Below are 22,623 nucleotides of genomic sequence, written 5' to 3'. Positions count from 1 at the left end.
GAGGGACTCGACCTGTCTGCCACGCGCACCCGACGGACCCGACCCGTCTGCCACACGCCTCGCAAGGACTGGCCCCTCCGGGACGCACACCCGACGGACCCGGCCCGTTCCGGTCAGTCACGGCCCGACGGGTCGCGGGAGGGCCAGACGCCCGTGGACCGTTCGATGGCCTTCGCGCCCGAGCGGTCCACCGCGCTGCGCACGACGGCGAAGATCGCGCCCTGCAGGGCCGCGGCGAGCAGCACCTCGCCCCAGCCGCGGTCCCGGTCGAGCGCGTCGGGCGCGTCCTCCTCGTGGCGGATCGCCATCCAGGTCTTCTGGAACGCGAGTCCCGCCAGCGCGCCTCCGGCCCAGCTCAGTACGAAGCCGACCGGCTTGTAGGCCAGCGACAGTTTGCGCTTCTTCCGCTTCCCGGACACCGAGGCTCCTTCTCCGCTCGCGAGGCCGCGGACCTGCGGCGGCCTCCTTCCACCGGGTACGGGTGCCCGGTGCGTCGCACTCGTACCCCTCGGCCCGATTCTCCCGGCCGGGCGGTGTGAGGCGGGGCCTCTTGGGAAACCGGGCCGTGTGAGTGGTGAAGACAGGACACGACCGGTGGACGGGACGGACCGCGATCCGTCGACGCGGCAGCGGCGGAGCGGGGAGGCCGGCCCGGACGGTTCGCACGGCCCGAACGGGCCGCACGCCTCGGACGGTTCGCACGGCTCGCACGGCTCGGGCGGATCGCACGGCCCGAACGGCTCGCACGGCTCGGGCGGATCGAAGGGCTCGGGCCGTTCGGACTCCTCGGACGGTGCGGGCGACTCCGGCGGTGCCGACGGCAGGACCAAGGTCACCGTCATCGTGGCGCTGGGCGCCAATCTGGTGATCGCCGTGGCCAAGGCGGTGGGCGGGCTGATCTCGGGATCGCCCGCGCTGCTTTCGGAGGCCGCCCACTCGGTGGCGGACAGTCTGAACGAGGTGTTCCTGCTCGCCGCGCTGCGCCGCAGCCGCCGGCCCGCCGACCGGCGGCATCCCTTCGGCTACGGCAAGGAGCGGTTCTTCTGGTCCCTGCTCGCCGCCGTCGGCATCTTCGTCATGGGCGGCTGCTTCTCCTTCTTCCAGGGGTTCGAGGCGCTCCGCAACGGGGCCGAGGAGTCCTTCGGCGGCTATATGACGGGGATCGCGGTGCTGGTCGTGGCCCTGCTCGCGGAGGGTGCCTCGCTGCTGCGGGCGCTGTTCCAGGTGCGCGGCAAGGGCGGCGACGGCCTGCGGGACCCGGCGCTGCGCACGGTCGTCGCCGAGGACGGGACCGCCGTGCTCGGCGTGACTCTCGCGATCATCGGGATGGTCCTGCACATGGTCACGGGCCAGGTCGTGTGGGAGGCCTGCGCCTCCTTCGCGATCGGACTGCTGCTGGTGTGCATCGCCTTCTGGCTCGGCAGCGACGCCCGCGAGCAGCTCATCGGACGGGCGGTCGACGAGGAGCAGAGCGGCCGGATCCGCGAACTGCTGAAGGCGCAGCCCGAGATCGACAGCGTCGAGGCGCTGCTGACCATGGAGCTCGGTCTCGACTCGACCCTGGTCGCCGCCCGGATCGACCTGGTCCCCGGGCTCGACAGCGAGGAGGTCGAGGAGGTCGCCGTCCGGATCAAGCGGTCGGTCGCCCACACCTTCCCCGGCACCGACCAGATCTTCCTCGACGTCACCGACGCCCGGGCGGCGCGGGCGGCCGCGGGGCGGGACGCAGCGGGAAGCCCCGCCGCGACGGGGGAGCGCGGCGGGGCCTGAGGAGCGGGTGCCCGCCGTTCCCCGGTTCATGCACCCGCGGACGGCGGGACCCGGGGAGCGGCGGGCCGGCCGGGGTCAGCCCGCCGGCTCCAGGACGAAGACGGGGATCACCCGGTCCGTCTTCTTCTGGTAGTCGGCGTACGGGGGGTACGCGGCGACCGCGCGCTCCCACCACCGGTCCTTCTCCTCGCCGGTGATCTCCCGGGCCGTGAACTCCTTGCGCTCGGGTCCGTCCTGGAGCTCGACGTGCGGGTCCGAGACGACGTTGTGGTACCAGACCGGGTGCTTCGGGGCACCGCCGAGCGAGGCGACCACGGCGTACCGTCCGTCGTGCTCGACGCGCATCAGGGGGGTCTTGCGGATCTTGCCGCTCTTGGCCCCGCGCGTCGTGAGGATGATGACCGGCATGCCGGTGTCCATCAGGGTCGTGCCCTTGGTGCCACCGGAACTCTCGTACAACTCCACCTGGTCCCGGACCCACTGGGTGGGGCTCGGCTCGTACTCGCCCTCGAGTGGCATGACTTCCGTCCCATCGTCGCGTCGGACTGGTCGTGTCTCGGCTCGATTCAACACCAGCGTGGACGCGAATCTTCCGCACCGCGGCCCGCGTGGCTCCGGGTTCCGGGCCGATCGCCCGGTGAGGGGCGCGCCCGGGGCGCGGCTTCCGGTCCGCCGCGGGGGCGCCCGGAGGATGCCCCCGGGGGTCATGACGGGGCCGCCAGGACGCGTACCGCGAGGAGCATGATCACGGCGCTCGACACGAGCCCGGTCACCAGCCGCCCGCGGTGCCCCGTCAGGGCCCGGCCGAGCAGGGCACCGCCGCCGGCGATCAGCAGTTGCCAGCCCGCGGACGCGGCGAACGCGGCGAGGACGAACACCCCCTGGTCCAGCGGACCGACCGCCTCGGCCGTCCGGCTGCCGAGCACCAGCGCGGCGAAGTACACGACCGTGGTGGGGTTGAGGAGGGTGATCCCGAGCAGCGCCAGATACGCGCGGCCGGGGTGCGGGGGATCCTGGACGGTCCGTTCGGCGAGCCGGCGCCCGCGGTACCGGCGGACCGCGCCGATCGCTCCGTGGACCGCCAGGACGGCCAGGACCAGCGCGGAGACCCGGCTGAGCGGGAGCATCACCGGCTGGAGCACGGCCGCGAGCGCGGTGCCGCCGAGGGCGGCGGCCAGCGCGTAGAGACCGTCGGCCGTCGCGACGCCGAGCGCGGCCGAGGCGCCGATCCGCAGCGACGTACGTGCGGTGAGGGAGACGAGATAGGTCGCGACCGCTCCGACGGGCATGGCGATGCCAAGGCCCGCGAGAAGCCCCGCGACGAGCGCGGCCGTCACGACCGGGGAAGCTCGGGCCTCCGGGGTCGGCCGGGCTGCTGCTGGACCCGCACCGGACGGACGGCGGCGGAGGTCGGCGGCAGGAAGGCTTCGTTCATGGACATGGGCAGATGTTCGGACCGCCGGACGTGCCCGCGCAACCCGTTTTCGGAAGGGGTCTCCCGAGGACTTCGAGCCACGGGCGGGCGGGCACGGTGCCGCCGGGGGCCGGAACGCCGCGGAGAACGGAACCACGCCCACCGCGCTTCGGCCAGATCGTGCGAGCGGCTCATCTGGCCGAACTTCCCGTGGCCGTATAGGTGCCTGGGGCATCTAATGAAGATCGGAAAGAGGGAACCGTCGCTTGCGAGGTCACTCATGACACACACGCCCCTGACCCGATCCCCGGCAGACCGGCCCGAAGGGCCCGGGCGACCGGCCGTCGAACCGGTTGTTGAACCACTCGTCGGATCAGTCGTCGACCCGGCCGTCGAACCGGTCGTCTTCCCGCAGGACCGGACCTGCCCCTACCAACCGCCCGCCGGCTACGAACCACTGCGCCGGGGTCGTCCGCTGTCACGGGTCTCCCTCTTCGACGGGCGGGGCGTCTGGGTGGTCACCGGGCACGGCGCCGCCCGTGAACTGCTCGCCGACCCGCGGCTGTCCTCGGACCGCACGCTGCCCGCGTTCCCGGCCGTCACCGAGCGGTTCGCGGCGGCACGCAACCGCAGGATCGCGCTGCTGGGGCTCGACGACCCCGAGCACCACGTCCAACGCCGGCTGCTGGTACCGAGTTTCACCCTCAAGCGGATCGCCGCACTGCGCCCCCGCATCCAGGAGACCGTCGACGGGCTGCTCGACCGCATGGCCGGGCAGGGTCCGCACGCCGAGCTGGTGAACGACTTCGCGCTCCCCGTGCCCTCCATGGTGATCTGCGCGCTCCTCGGAGTCCCCTACGGCGACCACGAGTTCTTCGAGGCGCAGTCCCGCAGGCTGCTGCGGGGCCCGGACGCGGCCGACATCGAGGACGCGCGCGATCAACTCGACGCCTACTTCGGCACGTTGATCGACCGCAAGGAGAAGGAACCCGGGGACGGGCTCCTCGACGAACTCGTCCGCGACCAGCTGCGCGAGGGAAAGGTGGACCGCGAGGAACTGGTCTCGCTGGCGACCATCCTGCTCGTCGCGGGGCACGAGACGACGGCGAACATGATCTCGCTGGGCACCTTCACGCTGCTCCGGCATCCGGAGCATCTCGCGGAGCTGGTGGCCGAGCCGGCTCTGATGCCCGCCGCCGTGGAGGAGTTGCTGCGGTTCCTGTCCATCACGGACGGGCTGCTGCGGGTCGCGGTCCGGGACATCGAGATCGCCGGGGCGACGATCCACGAGGGCGACGGCGTGGTCTTCTCCACGTCGGTCATCAACCGCGACGAGCAGGCCTTCCCCGAGCCCGACGCCCTGGACTGGCAGCGCCCGGCCCGCCACCCGTCGGCCCGGCACCATGTCGCGTTCGGCTTCGGCATCCACCAGTGCCTCGGCCAGAACCTGGCGCGGGCCGAGATGGAGATCGCGCTGCGCTCGCTGTTCGACCGGTTCCCCGGCCTGCGGCTCGCGGTCCCCGCCGACACCGTGCCGTTCAAGCCCGGGGACACGATCCAGGGGATGCTGGAACTCCCCGTGACCTGGTGAGGGGCCGCACCGTGGACATCGGCGTCACGATCGACAGGGACGTCTGCATCGGCGCGGGCCAGTGCGCCCTCGCCGCACCGGGTGTGTTCACCCAGGACGACGACGGATTCAGCGAAGTGCTGCCGGACAGCGGGGAGGGCGAGCGCGACCCGATGCTGCGGGTGGCGGCACGGGCCTGTCCGGTCGGGGCGATCACGGTGACCGAGCACGCCACCTGACTCGTCCCGGGTGCATCCGCTTCACCTACTGTTGCGCCTGTACCCGTGTCCGTGTTCCGTGCGTCGAGGAGTCACCGTGGCCGACCGTCCGCCCCTGCCGCCCTTCACCCGCGAGACCGCGCTCCAGAAGGTCCAGGCGGCCGAGGACGCCTGGAACACCCGCGACCCGCACAAGGTCTCGCTCGCCTACACCGAGGACTCGGTCTGGCGGAACCGGGACACCTTCGTCACGGGCCGTGCGGCGATCGTGGAGTTCCTGACCGCGAAGTGGGCCCGCGAGCACGAGTACGCCCTGCGCAAGGACCTGTGGTCCTTCGAGGGCAACCGCATCGCGGTCCGTTTCCAGTACGAGTCGCGGGACGCGGACGGCCGGTGCTGGCGCTCGTACGGCAACGAGCTGTGGGAGTTCGACGAGCACGGCCTGATGGCCCGGCGCGAGGCATCCATCAACGACGTACGGATCGAGGAGACAGAGCGCCGGATCCACGGGCCGCGCCCGGAGTCCGAACGGGGACGGAGTTTCCCGCTTCATTAGGCGGCACCGGAGCCCGGCCCGCCCCTCGCCGTGGATCTTCACTAAGGTGCCCCCGTGAGCGAACCCAGCGGGAAGCCCTTCCTCTACGTCGTCGTGTGCGCGGCCGGAGTCGCCGCGGGCGTGGGCCGGTTGATCGCGGCGGCGCGGGAGCGGGGCTGGGAGGTCGGGGTCATCGCGACGCCCCAGAGCCTCGGCTTCTTCGACGCCGCGGCCGTCGAGGAGCTGACCGGCCGCCCGATCCGCTCCGCCTGGCGGGCCCCGGGGGACCCGCGTCCCTTCCCGGCGCCGGACGCGGTGGCCGTGGCGCCGGCCACCTTCAACACGGTCAACAAGTGGGCGGCCGGGATATCCGACACCCTCGCCCTGGGAACCCTCTGCGAGGCGTACGGACTCGGTGTCCCGATCGCCGTACTCCCGTGCGTGAACGAGGCGTTGGCGGCCCACCCCGCCTACCGGGCGAGCGTCGAACGCCTCACCGCCATGGGCGTCCGCTTCGCCGGCACCCACACGGCGGAACCCCGGCAGGAAGGGGAACGGGACGAGTTCCCCTGGGAACGGGTACTGGACCTCCTGGCACCCGAACCCTGAGCACGCTCCGCCGGTTCAGGGCTACGGGGCGAGCAGCTCGCGCAACCACGCGGGGTCGGGGTTGGTGTGGGCCCGTCCGGCCACGAGGACGGTCGGTACGGTCTCGTCGCCGCCGTTCACCGCCCTGACCTCGGCCGCTCCCGCCGGGTCGCGCCAGATGTCCACCCAGTGCGCGTGACGGGCACGAAGGCCCAGCCGGACGCGCAGGCGCAGACAGTACGCGCAGCCCGGCCTCCAGAAGACGACCGGCCGGCCGTCCACGGCGCTGCGTTCGCGCGCCTCCGGCGCGCTGACCGATTTCGGGAAGACCAGGGGCGAGTTCATGCCTCCGAGCACCAGGAAGACCAGCAGGACGACCGAGGCCGCACCGGCGTTCCCTCCGAGGAAGAGCCGTGTCGAGACGGCCGCCCCGCAGAGCGCGAGCAGTGCCGGTAGTGTCCAGGCGCGCATCATGGGGACGCAGGGTAGCAACGCACGTGCCGCGAGCCTCCCGTGGGGAGCCGGGAGGTGCGGCGGGCTCCGCGGATCCGAAGCACGGTGGCCCGAGCGGGGCCTTCACCTGGGAGATCCGGAACCCACAGGGACACCATGCACCAGAAACCGGCCACCCCGATAGATCGTGGCTGGAACTATCGGTCCACGTGTTCACTCGGCCCGTCCACGGGACGGCTCGGGTGGCGTCCGGACCCACCCGTGACGGATCTCGCGGGCCCGGCCGGCGCCTTCGGGACCCTCGGGGGCCGGGGCTCCGGCCGTGGGGTCAGGGCCTGCGGAACAGGGTCATCGAGTGGCCGACCTCGTCGATCCGGCGGCTCGTCGCGAGCAGCGACCTCAGCCGGGCGTCGGCCTTGTCGATCGCGGTGTCGGACACCACCAGCAGCCCGTGCACCCGGGCCGCCGGCACCGTGCGGGGATCCCGCGCCTCGATGCCGTAGGCGGACGGCACCCCGGCGCCCTTGTAGACCAGCCACACCCGCTGGTGCGGGTGGCGCTCCTTCAGCCGGTCGGCCAGCCGGCCGAGGTCCTGGCCCCAGTCGACGTTCGAGTCGTGCAGACGCAGATACGTCTTCGCCGGACCGCCGAACGCCTCGTTCGCGTAGGGGAGGTAGTAGGGGTACGTCAGCAGCGAGCTGACGGCGACGAACAGGACCAGCCCCGTCGTCACGCTCCCGACCCTCGCCGTCCCCGCCCGCCGTGGCCACGCCTCCCGTCCGGCCGCGACCGTGCAGCCCGCCGCCACCGCGAGGAACACCGGCATGAACAGGGCGTAGCGCACGCCGAGGTCGCGGGAGCCGGTCATCGCCGTGGCGAGCAGCAGCGCCGGGGGGATCAGGAGGTACGGGGCCGCGGGGCGCAGCCGGCGTACGGTCAGCAGGGCGAGCGACCCGGCCGCCCACAACGCCGCCATGCCGAGCGGGGTTTTCACCAGCAGCGCGGCCGGCAGGTAGTACCAGAGGTGACCCCGGTAGAGGTGGCCGAACAGGAAGCCCTGCCAGGTGGCGTTCTCGAAGCCGAACTGGACCCGCATCCCGTCCCGGTAGGGCGCCGGCAGGGGCAGGTGGCCGATGAGGAAGGCGCGCAGCCCGTGCACGGCCGGGAGGTCCGCGGGCGCCCACCAGCGCAGCCGGGGATCGACCGCGAGATACGCCGCCCACACCACGGCGACCACCACCACGGCCATCCCGGCGGCCCACGCGGCGGCCTGTCCGAGCAGCCGGACGTTCGGCCGGATGCCGGACGGCTGTGCGGTCCCGCCGTCCGCGTCCGGCACGGTCGGCTGTACGGTCCCGCCGTCCGCGTCCGGCACGGTCGGCTGTACGGTCCCGCCTTCGGGACGGCGCGCGTGCCACACCGACGCCATCGCGAGGAGCAGCACCACCGGGATCGCCGGCAGCGTGCTCATCTTCGTCGCCACCGCCGCGCCGAGCGCCGCCGCGGAGAGCGGCAGGTACGGGAGCGGCCGCCGCCGGGCCCGCCACACCAGCCACACGGACGTCAGCAGGAATCCCGCCGCGGGCACGTCGAGCGTGGCAAGCGAGCCGTGGGCGATGACGTCGGGCGAGAACGCGTAGAGCGCGAGGGCCACCAACGCGCCGGTGCGGCCCGCCAGTTCACGGGCGAACGCGAGGACGACCAGCCCGAACAGCAGCGTCAGCACGATCACCGGCAGCCGGGCCCACAGCATCACCCGCCAGGGATCGTTGCCCGACTCGTACAGGACGTGCCGTCCGAGCTCGGTCTGGTCGCCCCGGAACCCGGGGTCGAGGTGCGGGTGAGCGAACAGCAGACCGGTCCCGATGATCAGCTTGCCGAGCGGCGGGTGCTCGGGGTTGTAGCGCAGGTCGTGCTGCTGGACGTACACCGTCGCCGCGCCCACGTACACGGGCTCGTCGATGGTCGGCGTCTGCTCCACGGCCGTACTGACCATGGCGACGGCCATCTGGACCAGCAGCAGGGCCACGGCCACCACGAACAGGGCGCTCCGGTGCCGCCGCAGCCGCGCGAGGAGGGGGTGCGGCGCCACCGCGCCCGTCACCGGCGCGCGTTCGTCGTGCCTGCTGGCCAGGAATGTCGGCATGCCCTTTGTTACGTCCGCTCCGTACGAGCCTGCTCACCGGGCGGGCCCACGGATTCGGGTACGCGTCGAGGCGCCGGCCGGATGATCCGGCCGGCGCCCAGGCAGGGGAGTCACGAGTATGCCCCGGCCCCGCGCACAACTCGAGGAATCGTGGGCGGCGGTGTGCGCGGAGCGGGGAGTGCCCGGCCTCCTCTGTCTCGGCCCCGCCTCAGTAGGGCGAGGCCGGGTCACGGGGCGTCAGGGCCACCGCCCGGCGCAGGGCGGCCCGCCAGGCGAAGGCCACGGCCAGTTCGACCAGGCCGATCAGCACCATCCACAGACCGAGCAGCCGGGTCAGGGCACGCGCCGACTCGGTCGGCAGGGCCAGGACGACGATGCCCGCGATGATGCCGATCGCCGCGCCGCACAGCACGAACCCGCGGTGCGGGAGGTCCCGGGCGGCGAGGGCGGTGTACGCGGTCAGCACGCCGGACACGAGCCAGACGACGCCGAGGATCAGGGACAGCGCGGCGATGGTCTGCATCGGGTGGCGCAGACACAGGACGCCGGCCAGGACGTAGAGCACCGCGATCAGCAGGGTGGCGAAGCGGTTGCCCTGCTCCCGGTGGCCGAAGACGGACACGAACCGGAAGACGCCGATCACCAGCAGGTAGAGACCGAGGAGCACCGCGAGGACGTGCAGGGTCTCCTCCGGCCAGACCAGGATCAGGATGCCGGGGATCAGCGTCGCGACGGCCGAGCCGAGCAGCCAGGTCCAGGAGGCGCCGACGCGGTCCAGCAGCACCGCGGGGTCGCTCGGGGGCGCGTAGGTCCGGCCCCCGGGCCCGGGTTCGGATCCGGTGTGCGGTGCCGGACCAGGCGAATCCGTCATGGTTCCTCCTCACGCGGTCGAGCGGACCGGTCGCGGACCGCCGACGGGACGGTGGGTGGATTCCCGGCATCCACGGTCCCGCGCGACGCCGCCCGGCGGCTCACCCCCGACGGGTGATCCTCAAGTGAGCCGGGAGCCGGGGGCCGGGGGCCGGGGCGCCCTGTCACCCGGGCAGTTGGCGCATCTCCACCACCCGCAGGCCGAGCGTCCGGCAGCGGGCCAGCAGCCCGTACAGGTGCGCCTCGTCGACGACCGGTCCGAACAGGATGGTCTGGCCCGAGATCAGCACGTGGTCCATCTCCGGGAACGCCTCGGAAAGCGTCTCCGAGAGATGTCCCTCGACGCGGATCTCGTACTGCATGCGGGGCTCCCCCCGGCGGGCGGCCTGGGGCGTGCGGACGGCACCCTTCCCCACGATCATCCGCCCGCGGCCACCGTCCGCCCTCACCCGCAGAAGGTGAACCTGGGGCGGCTGAGGGGCGCACGAGGTAACTGGGCGGCGAGAAGACCGGGGGGCCGGGGAGCCGTCCGAGCGGTCATGCCGGTTCGAGGGGCACGTCCCGGGAGTCCGGGCCCGCTTCCTTCCCGCGACCCGTCCGCCCGGTCGGCAGATGCGTCGTGACCAGGAAACTGGCGAGCGTGATGCCGCCGGCCGCCAGGATCGCCGCCTTCAGACCGTTCAGCTGCGCCGACGCGTAGGACTCCGTGACGGCGTCGACCTCGGCCGGCGGCAGCCCGGCCTGTTCGGCCGCGGACCGCACCTGGTCGGTGGGGACGAAACTGATGCCCGCCTCGAGCGCGATGCTCGTCTGCGTGCGCGCCTCCTGTGACACGTCCGGGTGCTTGGCCACCTGGGTGGTGAAGGCGTGGGCCAGGGCGCCGACCAGGATCGACCCGATCAGCGCGGTGCCGAGTGCGGACCCCAGGTTCTGCGCGGTGAACTGGAGCCCGCCGACCTCGCTGCGCTCCTCCTCCCCGGCGGTGGACTGCACGACGTTGCCCAACTGCGAGGCGAGCAGGCCCATGCCGACGCCCAGCAGCGCCATGGCTCCGGCGAAGGAGGCGTCGTCGATGACCGGCTGGATGGTCGCCAGCAGCCAGGTGATCGCTCCGAGCAAGGTCAGCAGGGCCAGCCGGACCACCCGGCGCGGCCCCATCACCCGCCCGAGCCGGGAGGCCAGGACGGAGGCCAGCAGCATCGTGACGGATACCGGGAGCAGCCGCAGTCCCGTCTGGAACGCGTCGAACCCCTGCACCACCTGGAGATACAGGGGGATGGCGAAGAACAGCCCCAGCAGGATGAGGTTCTGGCTGACCAGCGTCAGCAGGCCCGAGCGCAGGGGCAGCCGGTGCAGCAGCGCCAGATGGATGAGCGGGTCGGTTCCCCGTGCCTCCCTGCGGCGCTCCCACTTGGCGAACACGGCGAGCACGGCCACCCCGGCCGCGACCACGAACAGGGTCGGGGCGAAGCCGAAGACGGTGAAGGGAGGGTTCTGCGGCTGCACCCATCCCCAGGTGCCGCTCTGGAGGACGCCCAGCACGCCCAGGCCCAGGCCGGCCGCCGACAGGAAGGCGCCCACGCCGTCGAGCCGGGGCCGGTGCTCCGTCCGGGGCGACTCGGGGATCGCCCCGCGGAAGCAGAGCATCGCGATCACCACGACCACCTCGCCCGCGAAGACCAGCCGCCAGGTGAGGTACGTCGTCACCCAGCCGCCGAGCAGCGGTCCGACCGCGATGCCGGCGCCCGCGAGCCCGCCGATGACCCCGTAGGCGACGGCCCGGTCCCGTCCGGTGTACGACTCCGCGACCAGGGCCGCCATGGCGGGCAGCACCAGCGCGGCACCGAGTCCCTCGACCACCGACCAGCCGAGCGCGAGCATCCACAGCGTGGGCGCGACCGCGGTCAGGGCCGACCCGACGCCGTAGACGACGAGTCCGACGAGGAACAGCCGGCGGCGGCCGAGGATGTCGCCGAGCCGTCCGCCGGTCGACATGAAGGCGGCCATGACCAGTGCGTAGAGCGTGATGACGGCCTGGATGGCGGTCACCTCGGTGTCGAAGTCCTCCACCAGCTGGCTGATGGACACGTTCATGACGGAGGTGTCCAGGACCATGAGGAACTGGGCCGTCCCGAGCACGGCCAGTGCGCGCCACTGTCTCACCGGTGACCACCTCATCGATTCGGCCCTCGGGGCCGCCGCTCCGGACGGGGCGTCGGGCCCGGTCCCGCTTCCACGGCACCTCCATGGCACCCGGAGCTCCGCTCCCGCGCCACCCGGGCGACCGGTTCCTCCGACCCCGCCGCAGGTCCCATCGCACCGGGAACCGCCGGATCCCGCCTCACCCGCGGCGGGCGACCGGGGCCTGCCTTGCGACATCCGGGACAGCGGGTGACGATCAGTGTGCGGGGGTTACACCGGGGAGGGAGCCGTGCACCCGGACCACATCGGATCGGACGCGTCGCCGCTTCCGAGAGACCGCGGAGGCAGGACCCCATGGCAGGCCTGCTGACCCCGGGGGGCGACCCCCTGCTCGCCGTCCGGTTCACCGTCCCGGACCTCACGGAGACCTTCGTCCGCAGACCCCGGCTGGTCGGACGACTCGACGAGGGTGTCCAGGGCCCCCTCACGCTGGTCAACGGGCCCGCGGGCGCGGGCAAGACCCTCCTGGTCGCCCACTGGATCTCCACACGGGACCGCCCGGACGACGTCGCCTGGCTGACCGTGGAGCACGAGGACACCGGCCCCGGGATCTTCTGGACGTACGTGCTGGAAGCGCTGCGGCGGCACGGAGCGGCCGTGCCGGACGACATCGGCAGCCCCTCCAGCCCCGGCGACGTCGACCACTCCCTGCTCACCCGGCTGGCCGCCTGGCTGAGCGAACGCGCGGAACCCGTGATCCTCGTGCTCGACGAGTTCGACCGGGTGGGAGCCTCCGCGGAGGTCGCCGACGAGCTCCAGTTCGTGCTGCGCCACGCGGGCGGCGGCCTGCGCCTGGTCATCGTCAGCCGTACGGAACCGCAGCTGCCGCTGCACCGCTACCGCGCCGCCGGCATGGTCGCCGAGGTCCGGGGCGCCGACCTGGCGTTCGTCCCCGGCGAGACGGCCGCCCTGCTGAGCCGGCACGACATCAGGCTCTCCGACGAGGGCGCGCGCTCCCTGACGGAGTGGACCGGGGGCTGGGCCGCCGGGCTGCGCCTGTGCATCCTCGCGGCCCAGCACGTCGACGATCCGGACACCTTCATCAAGAACTTCGAGGCCGGCCAGAGCACGCTCGCCGACTTCCTGCTCGCCGAGGTCCTCGAAGCCCAGTCGGAGGAGACCCAGGACCTGCTCCTGCGATCGAGCATCCTCGACCAGATCCACCCCGACCTGGCGAACGCCCTGACGGGCCGGGAGGACGCCGACGCCATCCTGGCCGGACTCCAGCACGCCAACGCCTTCGTCGAGGCCATCGGCCACGCGTGGTACCGGCTGCACCCGCTGTTCGCGGAGATCCTGCGGGTGCACCTGCGGGTCAGGCTCCCGGGCCTGGAACCGGAGCTGCACCGGCGGGCCGCCCGCTGGCTGAGCGGGGCCGGACTGCTGGCCGAGGCCCTGCCGCACGCGGCGGGGGCCGGCGAATGGGAGCTCGCGGCCGACCGGTTCGTCGACGAACTGGCCATCGGTGAACTGCTGACGGGACTCGACGCCGAGCGTCTCGACGGACTCTTCGCCGCCATGCCCCCGGACGCCGCCGGCCCCGCCGCCACCCTGGTGCGCGCCGCCCGTGAACTCGTCCGCCACGACGTGGACCGGGGCCTGGAGTATCTGCGCCGGGCAGGGGAGCACCTGGCCGGGGAGGAGGCCGGCACGCCGGCCCTGCGGCTGAGCCATGCGCTGCTGCGGGTGTTCGCCGCCCGGCTGACCGGATCGGCCGACCGGGCACAGGCGGCGGCCGAGGACCTGAAGGCGGCCGAGCTGTCCCTCCCGGCCGAGCGGCTGGAGCGGCATCCCGAGCTGCCCGCACTGATGCTCACCGACCTGGGCTCGGCGCAGCTGTGGGCGGGACGGTTCGACGACGCCCGGAACTCGCTGTCCGCGGCCGCGCGGATCGACGACGGACCGTCCACCGCGTATCCCCGGCACGAGTCGCTCAGCCGGCTGGCCCTCATCGACCTGCTCTGCGGCCGGCCCGGGCGGGCGGAGTCGCACGCGCGGGCGGCGGTCGCCGAGGCGGAGCGCTCGGGCCTGCCGCCCGCCGCGCGGACGGGTGTCGCCCAGCTCGTGCTCGCGGCGGTCGCCGTGGACCGGGACGAACTGGCCGCGGCGCAGACGCACCTGGACCAGGCGACCGAGTCCAGCGCGGCCGCGCACGATCCCGTCGCGACGGCGGGACTGGTGCTGCTGCGCTCCCGGCTGCTGCTGGCCAAGGGGCATCCGAAGGAGGCGCTGCGCGTCCTTCAGGAGCTCAAGCGCCCGCCGCACGGGGTCGAGCCCTCGCCCTGGGTCGCCGACCGGGCCGCGCTGGCCATGTCCGGCGCGTATCTGGCCCTGGGCGAGCCGCTCGCCGCGGCCGAGGTCCTGGCCGAGGAGGGGGCGACCGGGCCGGAGGCCACGGCCGCCGCCGCCCGCGCCCGGCTCGCCGTCGGGGACCGGGAGGCGGCGCGCGCCCTGCTCGACGGACTCTCCACCGAGCTCGACGAGGGCCCGTGCATCGCCGTCCGGGTGCTGCTCGCCCGGGCGCAGACCGCGGACGCGCTGGGTGACGACTCCACCGCCCAGCGGCTGGTGGCGCGGGCCCTGCGGACGGCCAGGGCCGAGCGGCTGCGCCGGCCGTTCCTGGAGGCGGGACCGTGGCTGCGTACCTTCGTGCGGCACCGGCCCGGGCTGGCCCAGGGGCACGAGTGGCTGCCGGAGACGGCCGCGGTCCGCTCCGCGGTCCCGTCGCCGGGGGCGGACCGGGAACCGGAGTTCGCCGCGGTGCTCGAACCGCTCAGCGAACGCGAGCAGGAGGTGCTGGAGCGGCTGGCGCAGATGATGTCGCGGGACGAGATCGCCGCCGACCTGCATCTGTCGGTGAACACGGTCAAGACCCATCTCAAGAGCGTCTACCGCAAGCTGGCCGCCACCCGCCGGGGCGAGGCCGTACGAAGGGCCCGCGACCTCCATCTGCTGTGAGCCGCGGACCCTTCACGCCGGGACGCGCCGGAAGCCGGTCACCCCGGACCGGCCCCTCGGCGTGCCGCTGCTAGATGCCGTCCTCGTCCGGCCTCGCCACGCAGAGCGCCCAGATGACGAATCCGTACAGCGCGATGAGGGTGAGCGACCAGACGGGGTAGTAGGGGATGGAGAGGAAGTTGGCGATGATCAGCAGTGCGGCGATGCCCACGCCGATCACGCGTGCCCAGGTGGCCGCGGTGAACAGGCCGAGGCTCACGACCACGGCGACCGCTCCGAGCGCCAGGTGGATCCAGCCCCAGCTCGTCAGGTCGAACTTGAAGACGTAGTTCGGGCTGGTGACGAACACGTCGTCCTGGGCGATCGCCATGACGCCCCGCAGGATGTCCAGGACGCCGGAGACGAACAGCATCACCGAGGCGAAGATCGTCAAGCCGCCGGCCGCCGTCATGGTGGCCCTCGAGTGGGTGTGATGCTGGGTGGTTGCCATGGCGAGACCTCCGTTGCACGGGCTGCGACCGCAGCCACTCACCACGAGCGTGCGACAGCCGGCCGCCCCCGGCCTCACCCGCTAGGGGTGACGATGAACGGACATCCGTCGGAGAGCCTGGGAGCCGGGCAGGGCGCGGGGGCGAGGAGGGGCCGGCGCGGGCGGCGCACACCGCCGCCCGCGCCGGAGAACCACCGGACCGCCCCGGCCTCGGCGGCCCGACCGCCCTGGCCTCGGCGGCCCGACCGCCCTGTCGTGTTCGGCCCGACCGATTCGGGGTCAGTGGCCCAGCAGTTCCCTCAGCTCGGGCTGGAGCAGGTCCCCGTGCGCCCGTACGAGGTCGTCGCACAGGTCCCAGATGCGCTCGACCGGCAGCGCGGCGGCGGTCGCGGGGTCGGCCATCGCGGCGTGCCGGATGTGCCGCGGCTCGTGGTCGGTGGCGGCGCGGACGACCAGGTCGGTGACGGAGGCGTAGGCGCTGTTCAGCGCGGCGCACTGCGGGGGCAGCGCGCCGATCCGGGTCGGCTGCACCCCCGACGCGTCCGTCAGACAGGGGACTTCGACGACGCAGTCGGCCGGGAGGTTGTCGATCAGGCCGCGGTTGGGCACGTTGCCGTAGATCCTGCGAGGGGTGTTGGTCACGGCGCTGTGGATGATCTGCGGGGCGTACTCCAAGGTGCCCTCCACGGGGAGGGGCACCCCGGCGGCGAGGGCCTCGCGGGTGCGCCGGTAGCTCGCGGCGTTCTCCTCGATGATCTCCAGATAGGCGCCCACCGGCAGTCTGAGCCGCTCGATCTCGCTGTCGTGGTGCAGATACCAGGGCACGTACTCCGAGGAGTGCTCGCTCGTCTCGGTGGGGTAGTGGCCGAGACGGCGGTACATGTCCACCCGGACCCGGCGCAGCAGCCCCGGGTCCCTGGCGATCGTCTCGTCCAGGAGGGGGTACAGATCCTGGCCCCCTCGCTCGAAACGCAGCACCCACGCCTGGTGGTTGACCCCGGCGGCCAGATACGTGACCTCCTCGAACGGGACCCCGACGAGCTGGGCGAGGTCGTGCATGGTCCAGTGGACCGAGTGGCACAGGCCGGTGACCCGCAGCTCCGGGGCGATGCGGCTGAGATAGAGGACGTTCATCGCCATGGGGTTGGTGTAGTTCAACAGCAGGGCGTCCGGGCACAGTTCGGCCATGTCGGAGGCGAGCGCGCGCAGCACCGGGAAGGTGCGCAGGGCGCGGAAGATCCCGCCGATGCCGAGGGTGTCGCCGATGGTCTGGCGCAGTCCGTGGCGCGCGGGGACGGTGAAGTCGGTGCGGGTCGCGGCGTCCATGCCGACCTGGACGATGTTGATGACGAAGTCGGCGTCCTCCAGGGCCGCCCGGCGGTCAGGATGCGCGGTGATCACGGGCTTGGCGCCGCGTACGCCGGCGATGTACCGGGCGGCGCTCTCGGCGGTGTCGAGCCGCTGCGGGTCGATGTCGTGCAACGCGACCCGCGCGTGGGCGAGTTCGGGGAAGCCGAACAGGTCGGCCAGCAGGCCCTGGGTGAACACCACGCTCCCGGCTCCGATGAAGGCGATCTTCGGGGCGGTGACGCTGGTCATGAACGGCTCCTGGTGTCGCTGGTGCGGGGTGTTCGTGGCACGGCCGGGGACTCGGCGGTGTCCGGGGCGTCCGTGCCGGAGGTGGGGCCGGCGCCCGCCTCGGGGGCGGCGCGGGCCGCGGCGAGCGCCTCGTCCCAGGTGGGCTGGGCCGCGGTGCCCCCGTGGGCCCGGGTCGAGAGCGAGCCGCAGGCCGCCGCCACCTCGAGCGCGGAGCGCAGGCCGAGACCGCGCAGGGTCGCGGCGACGAACCCGGCGTCGAAGCTGTCGCCCGCGCCGATCGTGTCCACGGCGTCGACGGTCATGGCCGGCACCCGGACGGTCCGGGTCCCGGTGTGGGCGAGGGCGCCGTCGGCGCCGTCCTTGACCACGACCGTCGGTCCCCGTCCGGCCAGCACGGCGGCGGCCGTGAGGAGGTCGCCCCGGCCGGACATCGCCGCCGCCTCGGCCGCGTTGGGCAGCAGGAAATCGGTGAACTTCATGACGGGATGGAGGAGTTCGGCGTCCCAGCGTCCGGCCGGGTCGTCGTTGGTGTCGAGCGAGGTCGTCGCGCCGTTCTCGCGTGCCAGGACGAACACGGCGGCCAGGGCGCGCGCCAGACGGGGCATCAGGAAGAACGAGGCCGCGTGCACGTGCCGGGAGGCCCGTATCAGCTCGCGGGGCACGTCCTCGGGTCCGGTGGCGGTGAGACAGCCCTGGGCCGTGAGGATCGCCCGGTCCCCGTCCCCGGTGGTGACGACCGTCGTGAGCGCGGTGGGCCGGACCGGGTCGGTGACCAGGAAGCCCATGTCCACACCGCGTCGGGCGAGTTCCTCGCGCACGAAGGCACCGGCGGGGTCGTCGCCCACCCTGCCCGCGAAGGCGACCCGCAGCCCGAGCCGCGCCGCCCCGCACGCCATGATCGCCGCGGAACCGCCCAGGACCAGCCCGGCGTGCTCGACGAGCTGTTCGCGCTGCCCGAACTCCAGCGGGCCGCGCAGCGGGCCGACGACGACGTCCGGATTGGCGTCGCCGACGACCAGGAGATCGAAGGATGTCATCGTGTCCTAGCCCTTCAGGCCGCTCGAGGTGAGCGACTGGACGAAGGTCTTCTGCGCGAGCAGGAACGCGACCAGCACGGGCAGCACGGTGATCACGTTGCCCGCCATCACCGCCGACCAGCGCGTGTGGTGCTGTCCCTGGAACGTCGTCAGACCGAGCTGCAAGGTGTACTGCGTGTCGTGGTTGATCGCGATGAGCGGCCAGGACAGGTCGTTCCAGGTGCTCAGGAACGTCAGCACGGCGACCGTGGCCAGCGCGGGCCGGGCCAGCGGCATGACGATCGAGAACAGCACCCGCAGCCGTGAACACCCGTCGATCCAGGCCGCCTCCTCCATCTCCCGGGGCAGGCCGAGGAAGAACTGCCGGAACAGGAAGACCGCGAACGGGGTGACGAGCGACGGCACGATCAGCGCGCCGAGCGTGTCGATGAGACCCAGCTCCTTCATCACCAGGAAGGTCGGGATCATCGTGAGCTGGAAGGGGATCACCATCGTCGCCAGCATCAGGGCGAGCAGGGCCCGCGACCCGGCGAACCGCATCCGTGCGAACGCGTAGCCGCCGAGCGCGCCGAGCAGCAGGTTCGACAGGACCGCCGCGAGCGCGACGACCAGCGAATTGGCGAACCAGCGGGGGAACATCGCGTTCCCGAGCACGTACCGGTAGCCGCCCAGGTCGATCCCCTTGGGCCACAGCGCGGGCGGGAACCGGTTGATCTCCGCGTCGGACATCACCGAGCTGAGCACCAGCCACACCAGCGGCAGCGCGAAGCACAACGTCAGCGGCGCCAGCAGCAGATGCCAGCCGCTCGGCCGGCGGGAGGTGACGGGTGAACTCATCGGACCGCTCCTTCGGTACGTTCCTGGCGGCGGCGCACGAGCCGCAGCGCCCCGCCCGCCACCAGCAGGGCGATGGCGAGGACGTACGCCGCCGCGGCCCCGTAGCCCGCCGTGAACATCTGGAAGGCCTGCTGCCAGACGAAGTAGACGACCACGCCGGTCGAGCCGAGGGGGCCGCCCTTGGTCGTCACATAGATCAGGTCGAACACCTGGAGCGCCGTGATCAGCTGCCACAGCAGCAGGAACACGGTGACCGGGGTGAGGGTGGGCAGGACGATGTGGCGCAGCACCCGCGTCCGGCCCGCCCCGTCGATCCGCGCGGCCTCGACGAGTTCGGGCGGGACGTCCTGGAGCGCGGCCAGATAGACGACGACGCAGAACCCGACCCCGCTCCACAGCGAGATCAGCACGAGCAGATAGATCGCCTGGTCGGGGTCGGTGAGGAAGCCCTGCGGGGAGATCCCGAGGCGGTGCAGCAGGGAGTTCGCGACCCCGAACTCCGGGTCGAGGATGAACGAGAACAGCACGCCCTGCGCGGTCGCCGACACCACGAACGGGACGAAGACGAGCGTGCGGTACAGGCCGATGAACCGGATGCGGCGGTTCAGCGCCAGGGCGAGCGCCAGCCCGCCGGCCAGGCTGAGCGGCACGTACAGGGCGGAGTACAGCACCGTGTTGCCGACGGCGGTGCGGAAGTTCGGGTCCTGGGCCAGGGCCCGGTAGTTGTCGAGGCCGACCCAGCGGCCCGGGGTGACGAGGTCGTCGGCCCGGAAGGAGAGCAGCAGCGACCAGACGACCGGCACGATGCTCAGACCGAGGATCACGACCACCGCCGGGCTGATGAAGGCCCAGGCGGTGGCGCTCTCGCGGCGGCCGCGGCGGCGGGCGGCGCGCCGCGAGGCGGCCGGTGTCACCGCGGGTCCGGGGACGACGGTGAGGGCGCGGGGAAGGGTGGACATGACGGCCTCCTTCAGCTGGAAGTCAGCTGGGAACGTCTGACGTCGAGGTCACCGGGGACGAGCCGGGGTCACCGGGGGATGAGCAGGGCCGCGTCGGCCGTGGCGGCGCACCGCCGGACGGCGTGGGCGGGGGAGTCCTTGCCGAGCAGGACCGAGACGATCGCCTGGCCGAGGGCCTGGGAGATCTGCGGGTAGGCCGCGTGCACCGGCCGGACCCGGGCGGAGGCCAGCGTGTCGGTGAACACCCCGAGCCCGGTGGTCGTCGCGGAGTGCTCGCGCCATTCGGGACGGCGGGCGGTGGCCGAGCTGAGCGGGAGGCTGCCGGCCGAGAGGTCCCAGCGGGCGTCCTGGGCGGGCCGGATCATCCAGCGCACGAACTCCACGGCCGCCCGGGAGCGGGCGGAGCCGTTGTCGAACACGGTCCAGGTGTCCGGCCCGGATATGGTCATCGGCCGGCCGCTGTACGTGGGGAGCGGGACGACGCCGTAGTCGACCTTGGCGGTGACGACGTCGGGCAGCTGCCAGGGGCCGGTCGCCACCATCGCCATGCGGCCGCTCAGGAACACCTGGTACATCTGCTCGCTGCCGGGCTTCGGGTCGACGTACACGCTCTTGTCGTGGGCGAGCCGGGCGAGGGTCTCCAGGGCCCGGGTGCCCTGCGCGGCGAAGCCGATCCGCTTGCCGTCGGCGGCGATCACCTCGCCGCCGAGGTCCCAGATCATCGGCCACAGCCGCCAGACCGTGTCCTCGTCACCCGTGCCCGGCCAGCCCGTGCCGAAGACCCCGCGTCCGGCATCGGTGAGCCTGCGCGCGGTGTCGGTGAACTCCTCCCAGCTCCAGCCCGCCTTCGGGAACGGCACACCGGCCCGCCGGAAGAGCGTCTTGTTGTAGACGACGGCCAGCGAGTCGAGCACCGCCGGGGCGGCGCGCACCTTGCCGTTGACGGTGACCGCGTCCCGTACCGGCGTCCAGAAGGAGTTCCACGGCGGGGCGCCCCCGTGCAGCGCGGCGGTGAGGTCGACGACCCGTGGACTGCGGGCGACACTCGCCAGGTCCGAGCCGAAGATGTAGGCGATGTCGGGGTACGAGCCGGCGGCGAGCGCGGCCGTCACCTTCTGGAGCATGGCGTCGGCCACCACGCCGCCGCCCGAACTGTCCACCCGTATGTGCGGGTGGGTGCGGTTGAACTCGGCGACCAGCGCCTCCACGGCCTTCCTGGCCGTGTCGTTCTGACCGTGCCACAGCTCCACGGTCACCCGGCCGTCGGCGCCGACGCCGTCCTGGGAGGTGCCGCAGCCGGCGAGAGCCCCGGCCGCCGCCGCGCCGAGGAGCAGCCGGCGCCGCGCGATCACGCGTGTCATCCGGGCCCCTCAGCGGGTCTTGCGGACGTAGTCCGCGCTGCCGGGTGTCGAGACGTTCACGTCCCGGCGCACGATGCTCAGCCGGCCGCCGAAGGCCGAACGGGCCTTGCGCAGACCGCTGTCGGTGTACTCGACGACCACCACCCGGTCGTGGAAGGCCTTCGCGTACGTGCCGCACTCGTCGTACTCGCCGCACTCCTCCGCCACCGCGAAGTCGAGCCCGGTCCGTTCCCTCAGTCCCGCGAGTTCGGCGGTGTTCTTCTGGCCGATCGCCAGATTCCGTTCGTGCGCGTGCCGGGACAGCAGGGTGATGAACGCGGTGGCGTCGTCCGCGGTCAGCAGCTTCCCGGAGCGGGTGTAGCTGTCGTAGTTGTCGGGCTCGACGGCGTCGAATCCCTTGTCGGCGCACTCGTCGATCCAGTGCTCGACCCGCGCCGCCACCCGCCGGCGCTTGTCCGGCGTCCGGATGTCCAGCAGCGCCTCGTTCCAGTCCTTGTCGACGACGACCTTGCCGTCGGCGTCCCGCAGGAGCAGGTCGGCGGGCCACTGCCCGCGCTCCTCCGGCTGGGCCTGGAAGGCGTTGACGTAGCAGATGTTGTACAGGCCGGCGGCCGGGGAGGAGGAGCGGTCGCGGCTGACGATGCGGACGTCGGCGGCCGGGGGGTAGGCGCCGCCGATCTGGTAGTCGAAGCCCGTGTGCAGCGGCGGGAGTTCGACGGAGTCCGCGGTACGGCCGGGGCGGGGCGCGGGTTTCGCCGAGGCGCTCGTGCCGTTGCCGGCGTCGCAGCCCGCGAGTGCCAGCAGGGCGACGAGGGTTGTGGTCGCGCCCGGAACCCGGCTGCGGAGAACACGTTTGACGGGGGGCATGTCCGCTCCATCAAATCGCGAGTACGTCCCCGCCTCGGACGCTTCGAGCGATCCTGGCGACTTTGGCCGGACTTGAACCTGGTCCTCTACCGGCTGGGCGCACCTCTGGTGCCGGGTCGCACCACGGCACGCAGAGGATCAAATCGTGCATGCCCGACTTCGTCAAGTCCCCGCTCGCGGGGAACGGCGCCGCCGGGCGCTCGCGCCCTTCTCAGGGACGCGGAGGGTGCGGGGGACGCGGCGGCGGGGGCGGACGCGGTCCGTCCGGTGGCGGGGGCGGCAGCGTCGTGACGTCCGGTGCCGGCTCCGGCCAGACGAGCAGCACCGGGCACGGGGCGTGGTCGACGACGAAGCGTCCCGCGGGCCCGAGGCTGTGCGGGCCGAGCCGGGCGCGGTCCCCGTCCCGGGCCAGGACGAGCAGTCCGGCGCCCTCGGCCGCGGCGACCACCTCCCGCTCCACCCGGCCGGTGCGCTCCTCGGTGGTCGCCGGGCCGCCGAGCCGCTCGGCCGCCGCGTCGAGGAGCTCGGCCGCGGAGACGGTGCCGAGGGTCTCCAGGAGGTCGCCGGGATCGGGCTCCGAGCGGCCGCGTCCGAGGAGTCCCGCGAAGGCGCCGTGCGCGAGACCGGGTACGGCGGGGTCCGTGACGTGCAGCAGCACCACTTCCGTGGCGCCGGGCGCGTGCGTGCGTACGGCGTCCACGCACGCGGGCCAGGTTCCCTCGACCAGCCAGACGACCACCCGCATGCCC

Annotated in this window: 22 protein-coding genes; 6 read left to right on the top strand and 16 right to left on the bottom strand. The window is 73.0% G+C overall.

All coding sequences use genetic code 11. From position 1 onward, the window contains the following. Positions 1-113 precede the first annotated feature (113 nt). Entirely contained in the window at positions 114-419 is a 306-nt protein-coding gene (locus IO36_RS08305) for a DUF4235 domain-containing protein (protein ID WP_037617704.1), read from the bottom strand. Between the two features lie 175 nt (positions 420-594). Here IO36_RS08305 and IO36_RS08300 point away from each other — a divergent pair, with 175 nt between their 5' ends. Beyond that, positions 595-1,770 (top strand): cation diffusion facilitator family transporter, encoded by a 1,176-nt coding sequence (locus tag IO36_RS08300; protein ID WP_245173168.1) that lies wholly within the window; start codon positions 595-597, stop codon positions 1,768-1,770. Between the two features lie 75 nt (positions 1,771-1,845). Here the strand turns inward: IO36_RS08300 and IO36_RS08295 are convergent, their stop codons facing one another. After that, positions 1,846-2,289, bottom strand: a complete 444-nt coding sequence (locus IO36_RS08295) for a nitroreductase family deazaflavin-dependent oxidoreductase (RefSeq protein ID WP_037617703.1) — start codon at positions 2,287-2,289, stop codon at positions 1,846-1,848. A 185-nt stretch (positions 2,290-2,474) separates the two neighbouring features. Next, entirely contained in the window at positions 2,475-3,107 is a 633-nt protein-coding gene (locus tag IO36_RS08290) for a LysE family transporter (RefSeq protein ID WP_037617702.1), read from the bottom strand. 357 nt (positions 3,108-3,464) lie between these two features. On the opposite strand from IO36_RS08290, the gene IO36_RS08285 reads away from it, so the two are divergent. From IO36_RS08285 to IO36_RS08270, 4 genes are all read left to right on the top strand, one after another. Next, complete coding sequence (locus IO36_RS08285) at positions 3,465-4,775, top strand: cytochrome P450 (RefSeq protein ID WP_063764837.1); 1,311 nt, start codon at positions 3,465-3,467, stop codon at positions 4,773-4,775. A gap of 11 nt (positions 4,776-4,786) precedes the next feature. Then, positions 4,787-4,993 (top strand): ferredoxin, encoded by a 207-nt coding sequence (locus IO36_RS08280; protein WP_387703616.1) that lies wholly within the window; start codon positions 4,787-4,789, stop codon positions 4,991-4,993. Positions 4,994-5,069: 76 nt separating this feature from the next. Continuing rightward, positions 5,070-5,528: a nuclear transport factor 2 family protein gene (locus IO36_RS08275; RefSeq protein WP_037617700.1), complete on the top strand. Its 459-nt coding sequence runs from the start codon at positions 5,070-5,072 to the stop codon at positions 5,526-5,528. Positions 5,529-5,582: 54 nt separating this feature from the next. Beyond that, a complete protein-coding gene (locus tag IO36_RS08270) occupies positions 5,583-6,116 on the top strand; it encodes a flavoprotein (protein ID WP_037617698.1) in 534 nt (177 codons plus the stop codon). 21 nt (positions 6,117-6,137) lie between these two features. On the opposite strand, the gene IO36_RS08265 is transcribed toward IO36_RS08270, so the two are convergent. The 5 genes from IO36_RS08265 to IO36_RS08245 form a co-directional block, all read right to left on the bottom strand. Beyond that, on the bottom strand, positions 6,138-6,569 hold the full coding sequence (locus tag IO36_RS08265; protein ID WP_037617696.1) for a glutaredoxin domain-containing protein: 432 nt from the start codon (positions 6,567-6,569) through the stop codon (positions 6,138-6,140). A gap of 307 nt (positions 6,570-6,876) precedes the next feature. Then, complete coding sequence (locus IO36_RS08260; protein WP_078943069.1) at positions 6,877-8,694, bottom strand: phospholipid carrier-dependent glycosyltransferase; 1,818 nt, start codon at positions 8,692-8,694, stop codon at positions 6,877-6,879. Between the two features lie 208 nt (positions 8,695-8,902). Continuing rightward, positions 8,903-9,565, bottom strand: coding sequence for an HdeD family acid-resistance protein (locus tag IO36_RS08255; RefSeq protein WP_037617693.1), 663 nt, complete (start codon positions 9,563-9,565; stop codon positions 8,903-8,905). Between the two features lie 163 nt (positions 9,566-9,728). Further along, positions 9,729-9,926: a hypothetical protein gene (locus IO36_RS08250; protein ID WP_037618493.1), complete on the bottom strand. Its 198-nt coding sequence runs from the start codon at positions 9,924-9,926 to the stop codon at positions 9,729-9,731. A 175-nt stretch (positions 9,927-10,101) separates the two neighbouring features. Beyond that, complete coding sequence (locus tag IO36_RS08245) at positions 10,102-11,727, bottom strand: MFS transporter (protein ID WP_037617692.1); 1,626 nt, start codon at positions 11,725-11,727, stop codon at positions 10,102-10,104. Positions 11,728-12,060: 333 nt separating this feature from the next. Here IO36_RS08245 and IO36_RS08240 point away from each other — a divergent pair, with 333 nt between their 5' ends. Continuing rightward, complete coding sequence (locus IO36_RS08240) at positions 12,061-14,724, top strand: winged helix-turn-helix domain-containing protein (protein ID WP_037617690.1); 2,664 nt, start codon at positions 12,061-12,063, stop codon at positions 14,722-14,724. Between the two features lie 70 nt (positions 14,725-14,794). Here the strand turns inward: IO36_RS08240 and IO36_RS08235 are convergent, their stop codons facing one another. From IO36_RS08235 to IO36_RS08200, 8 genes are all read right to left on the bottom strand, one after another. Continuing rightward, on the bottom strand, positions 14,795-15,214 hold the full coding sequence (locus tag IO36_RS08235; RefSeq protein ID WP_037617688.1) for a DUF7144 family membrane protein: 420 nt from the start codon (positions 15,212-15,214) through the stop codon (positions 14,795-14,797). Between the two features lie 279 nt (positions 15,215-15,493). Then, positions 15,494-16,813: an alpha-glucosidase/alpha-galactosidase gene (locus IO36_RS08230; protein ID WP_037617686.1), complete on the bottom strand. Its 1,320-nt coding sequence runs from the start codon at positions 16,811-16,813 to the stop codon at positions 15,494-15,496. Continuing rightward, complete coding sequence (locus IO36_RS08225) at positions 16,810-17,850, bottom strand: carbohydrate kinase family protein (RefSeq protein ID WP_078943068.1); 1,041 nt, start codon at positions 17,848-17,850, stop codon at positions 16,810-16,812. Before IO36_RS08225 ends, IO36_RS08230 begins: the two co-directional genes overlap by 4 nt. Before the next feature lie 6 nt (positions 17,851-17,856). Next, positions 17,857-18,687, bottom strand: coding sequence for a carbohydrate ABC transporter permease (locus IO36_RS08220; RefSeq protein WP_051900161.1), 831 nt, complete (start codon positions 18,685-18,687; stop codon positions 17,857-17,859). Next, positions 18,684-19,646 carry a carbohydrate ABC transporter permease gene (locus IO36_RS08215; RefSeq protein WP_037617683.1) on the bottom strand — a complete coding sequence of 321 codons (963 nt, stop codon included), beginning with the start codon at positions 19,644-19,646 and terminating at the stop codon, positions 18,684-18,686. Before IO36_RS08215 ends, IO36_RS08220 begins: the two co-directional genes overlap by 4 nt. A 68-nt stretch (positions 19,647-19,714) precedes the next feature. Beyond that, entirely contained in the window at positions 19,715-21,007 is a 1,293-nt protein-coding gene (locus IO36_RS08210; protein WP_037617681.1) for an ABC transporter substrate-binding protein, read from the bottom strand. Between the two features lie 9 nt (positions 21,008-21,016). Continuing rightward, complete coding sequence (locus IO36_RS08205; protein WP_037617679.1) at positions 21,017-21,874, bottom strand: endo alpha-1,4 polygalactosaminidase; 858 nt, start codon at positions 21,872-21,874, stop codon at positions 21,017-21,019. 211 nt (positions 21,875-22,085) lie between these two features. Beyond that, positions 22,086-22,619: a universal stress protein gene (locus IO36_RS08200; RefSeq protein WP_037618483.1), complete on the bottom strand. Its 534-nt coding sequence runs from the start codon at positions 22,617-22,619 to the stop codon at positions 22,086-22,088. Positions 22,620-22,623: the final 4 nt, after the last annotated feature.

Origin of the sequence: Streptomyces aureus, assembly GCF_000725495.1 — a bacterium.
Lineage (GTDB): Bacteria > Actinomycetota > Actinomycetes > Streptomycetales > Streptomycetaceae > Streptomyces > Streptomyces aureus_B.
This window is presented reverse-complemented; position numbering and strand designations above follow the sequence as displayed.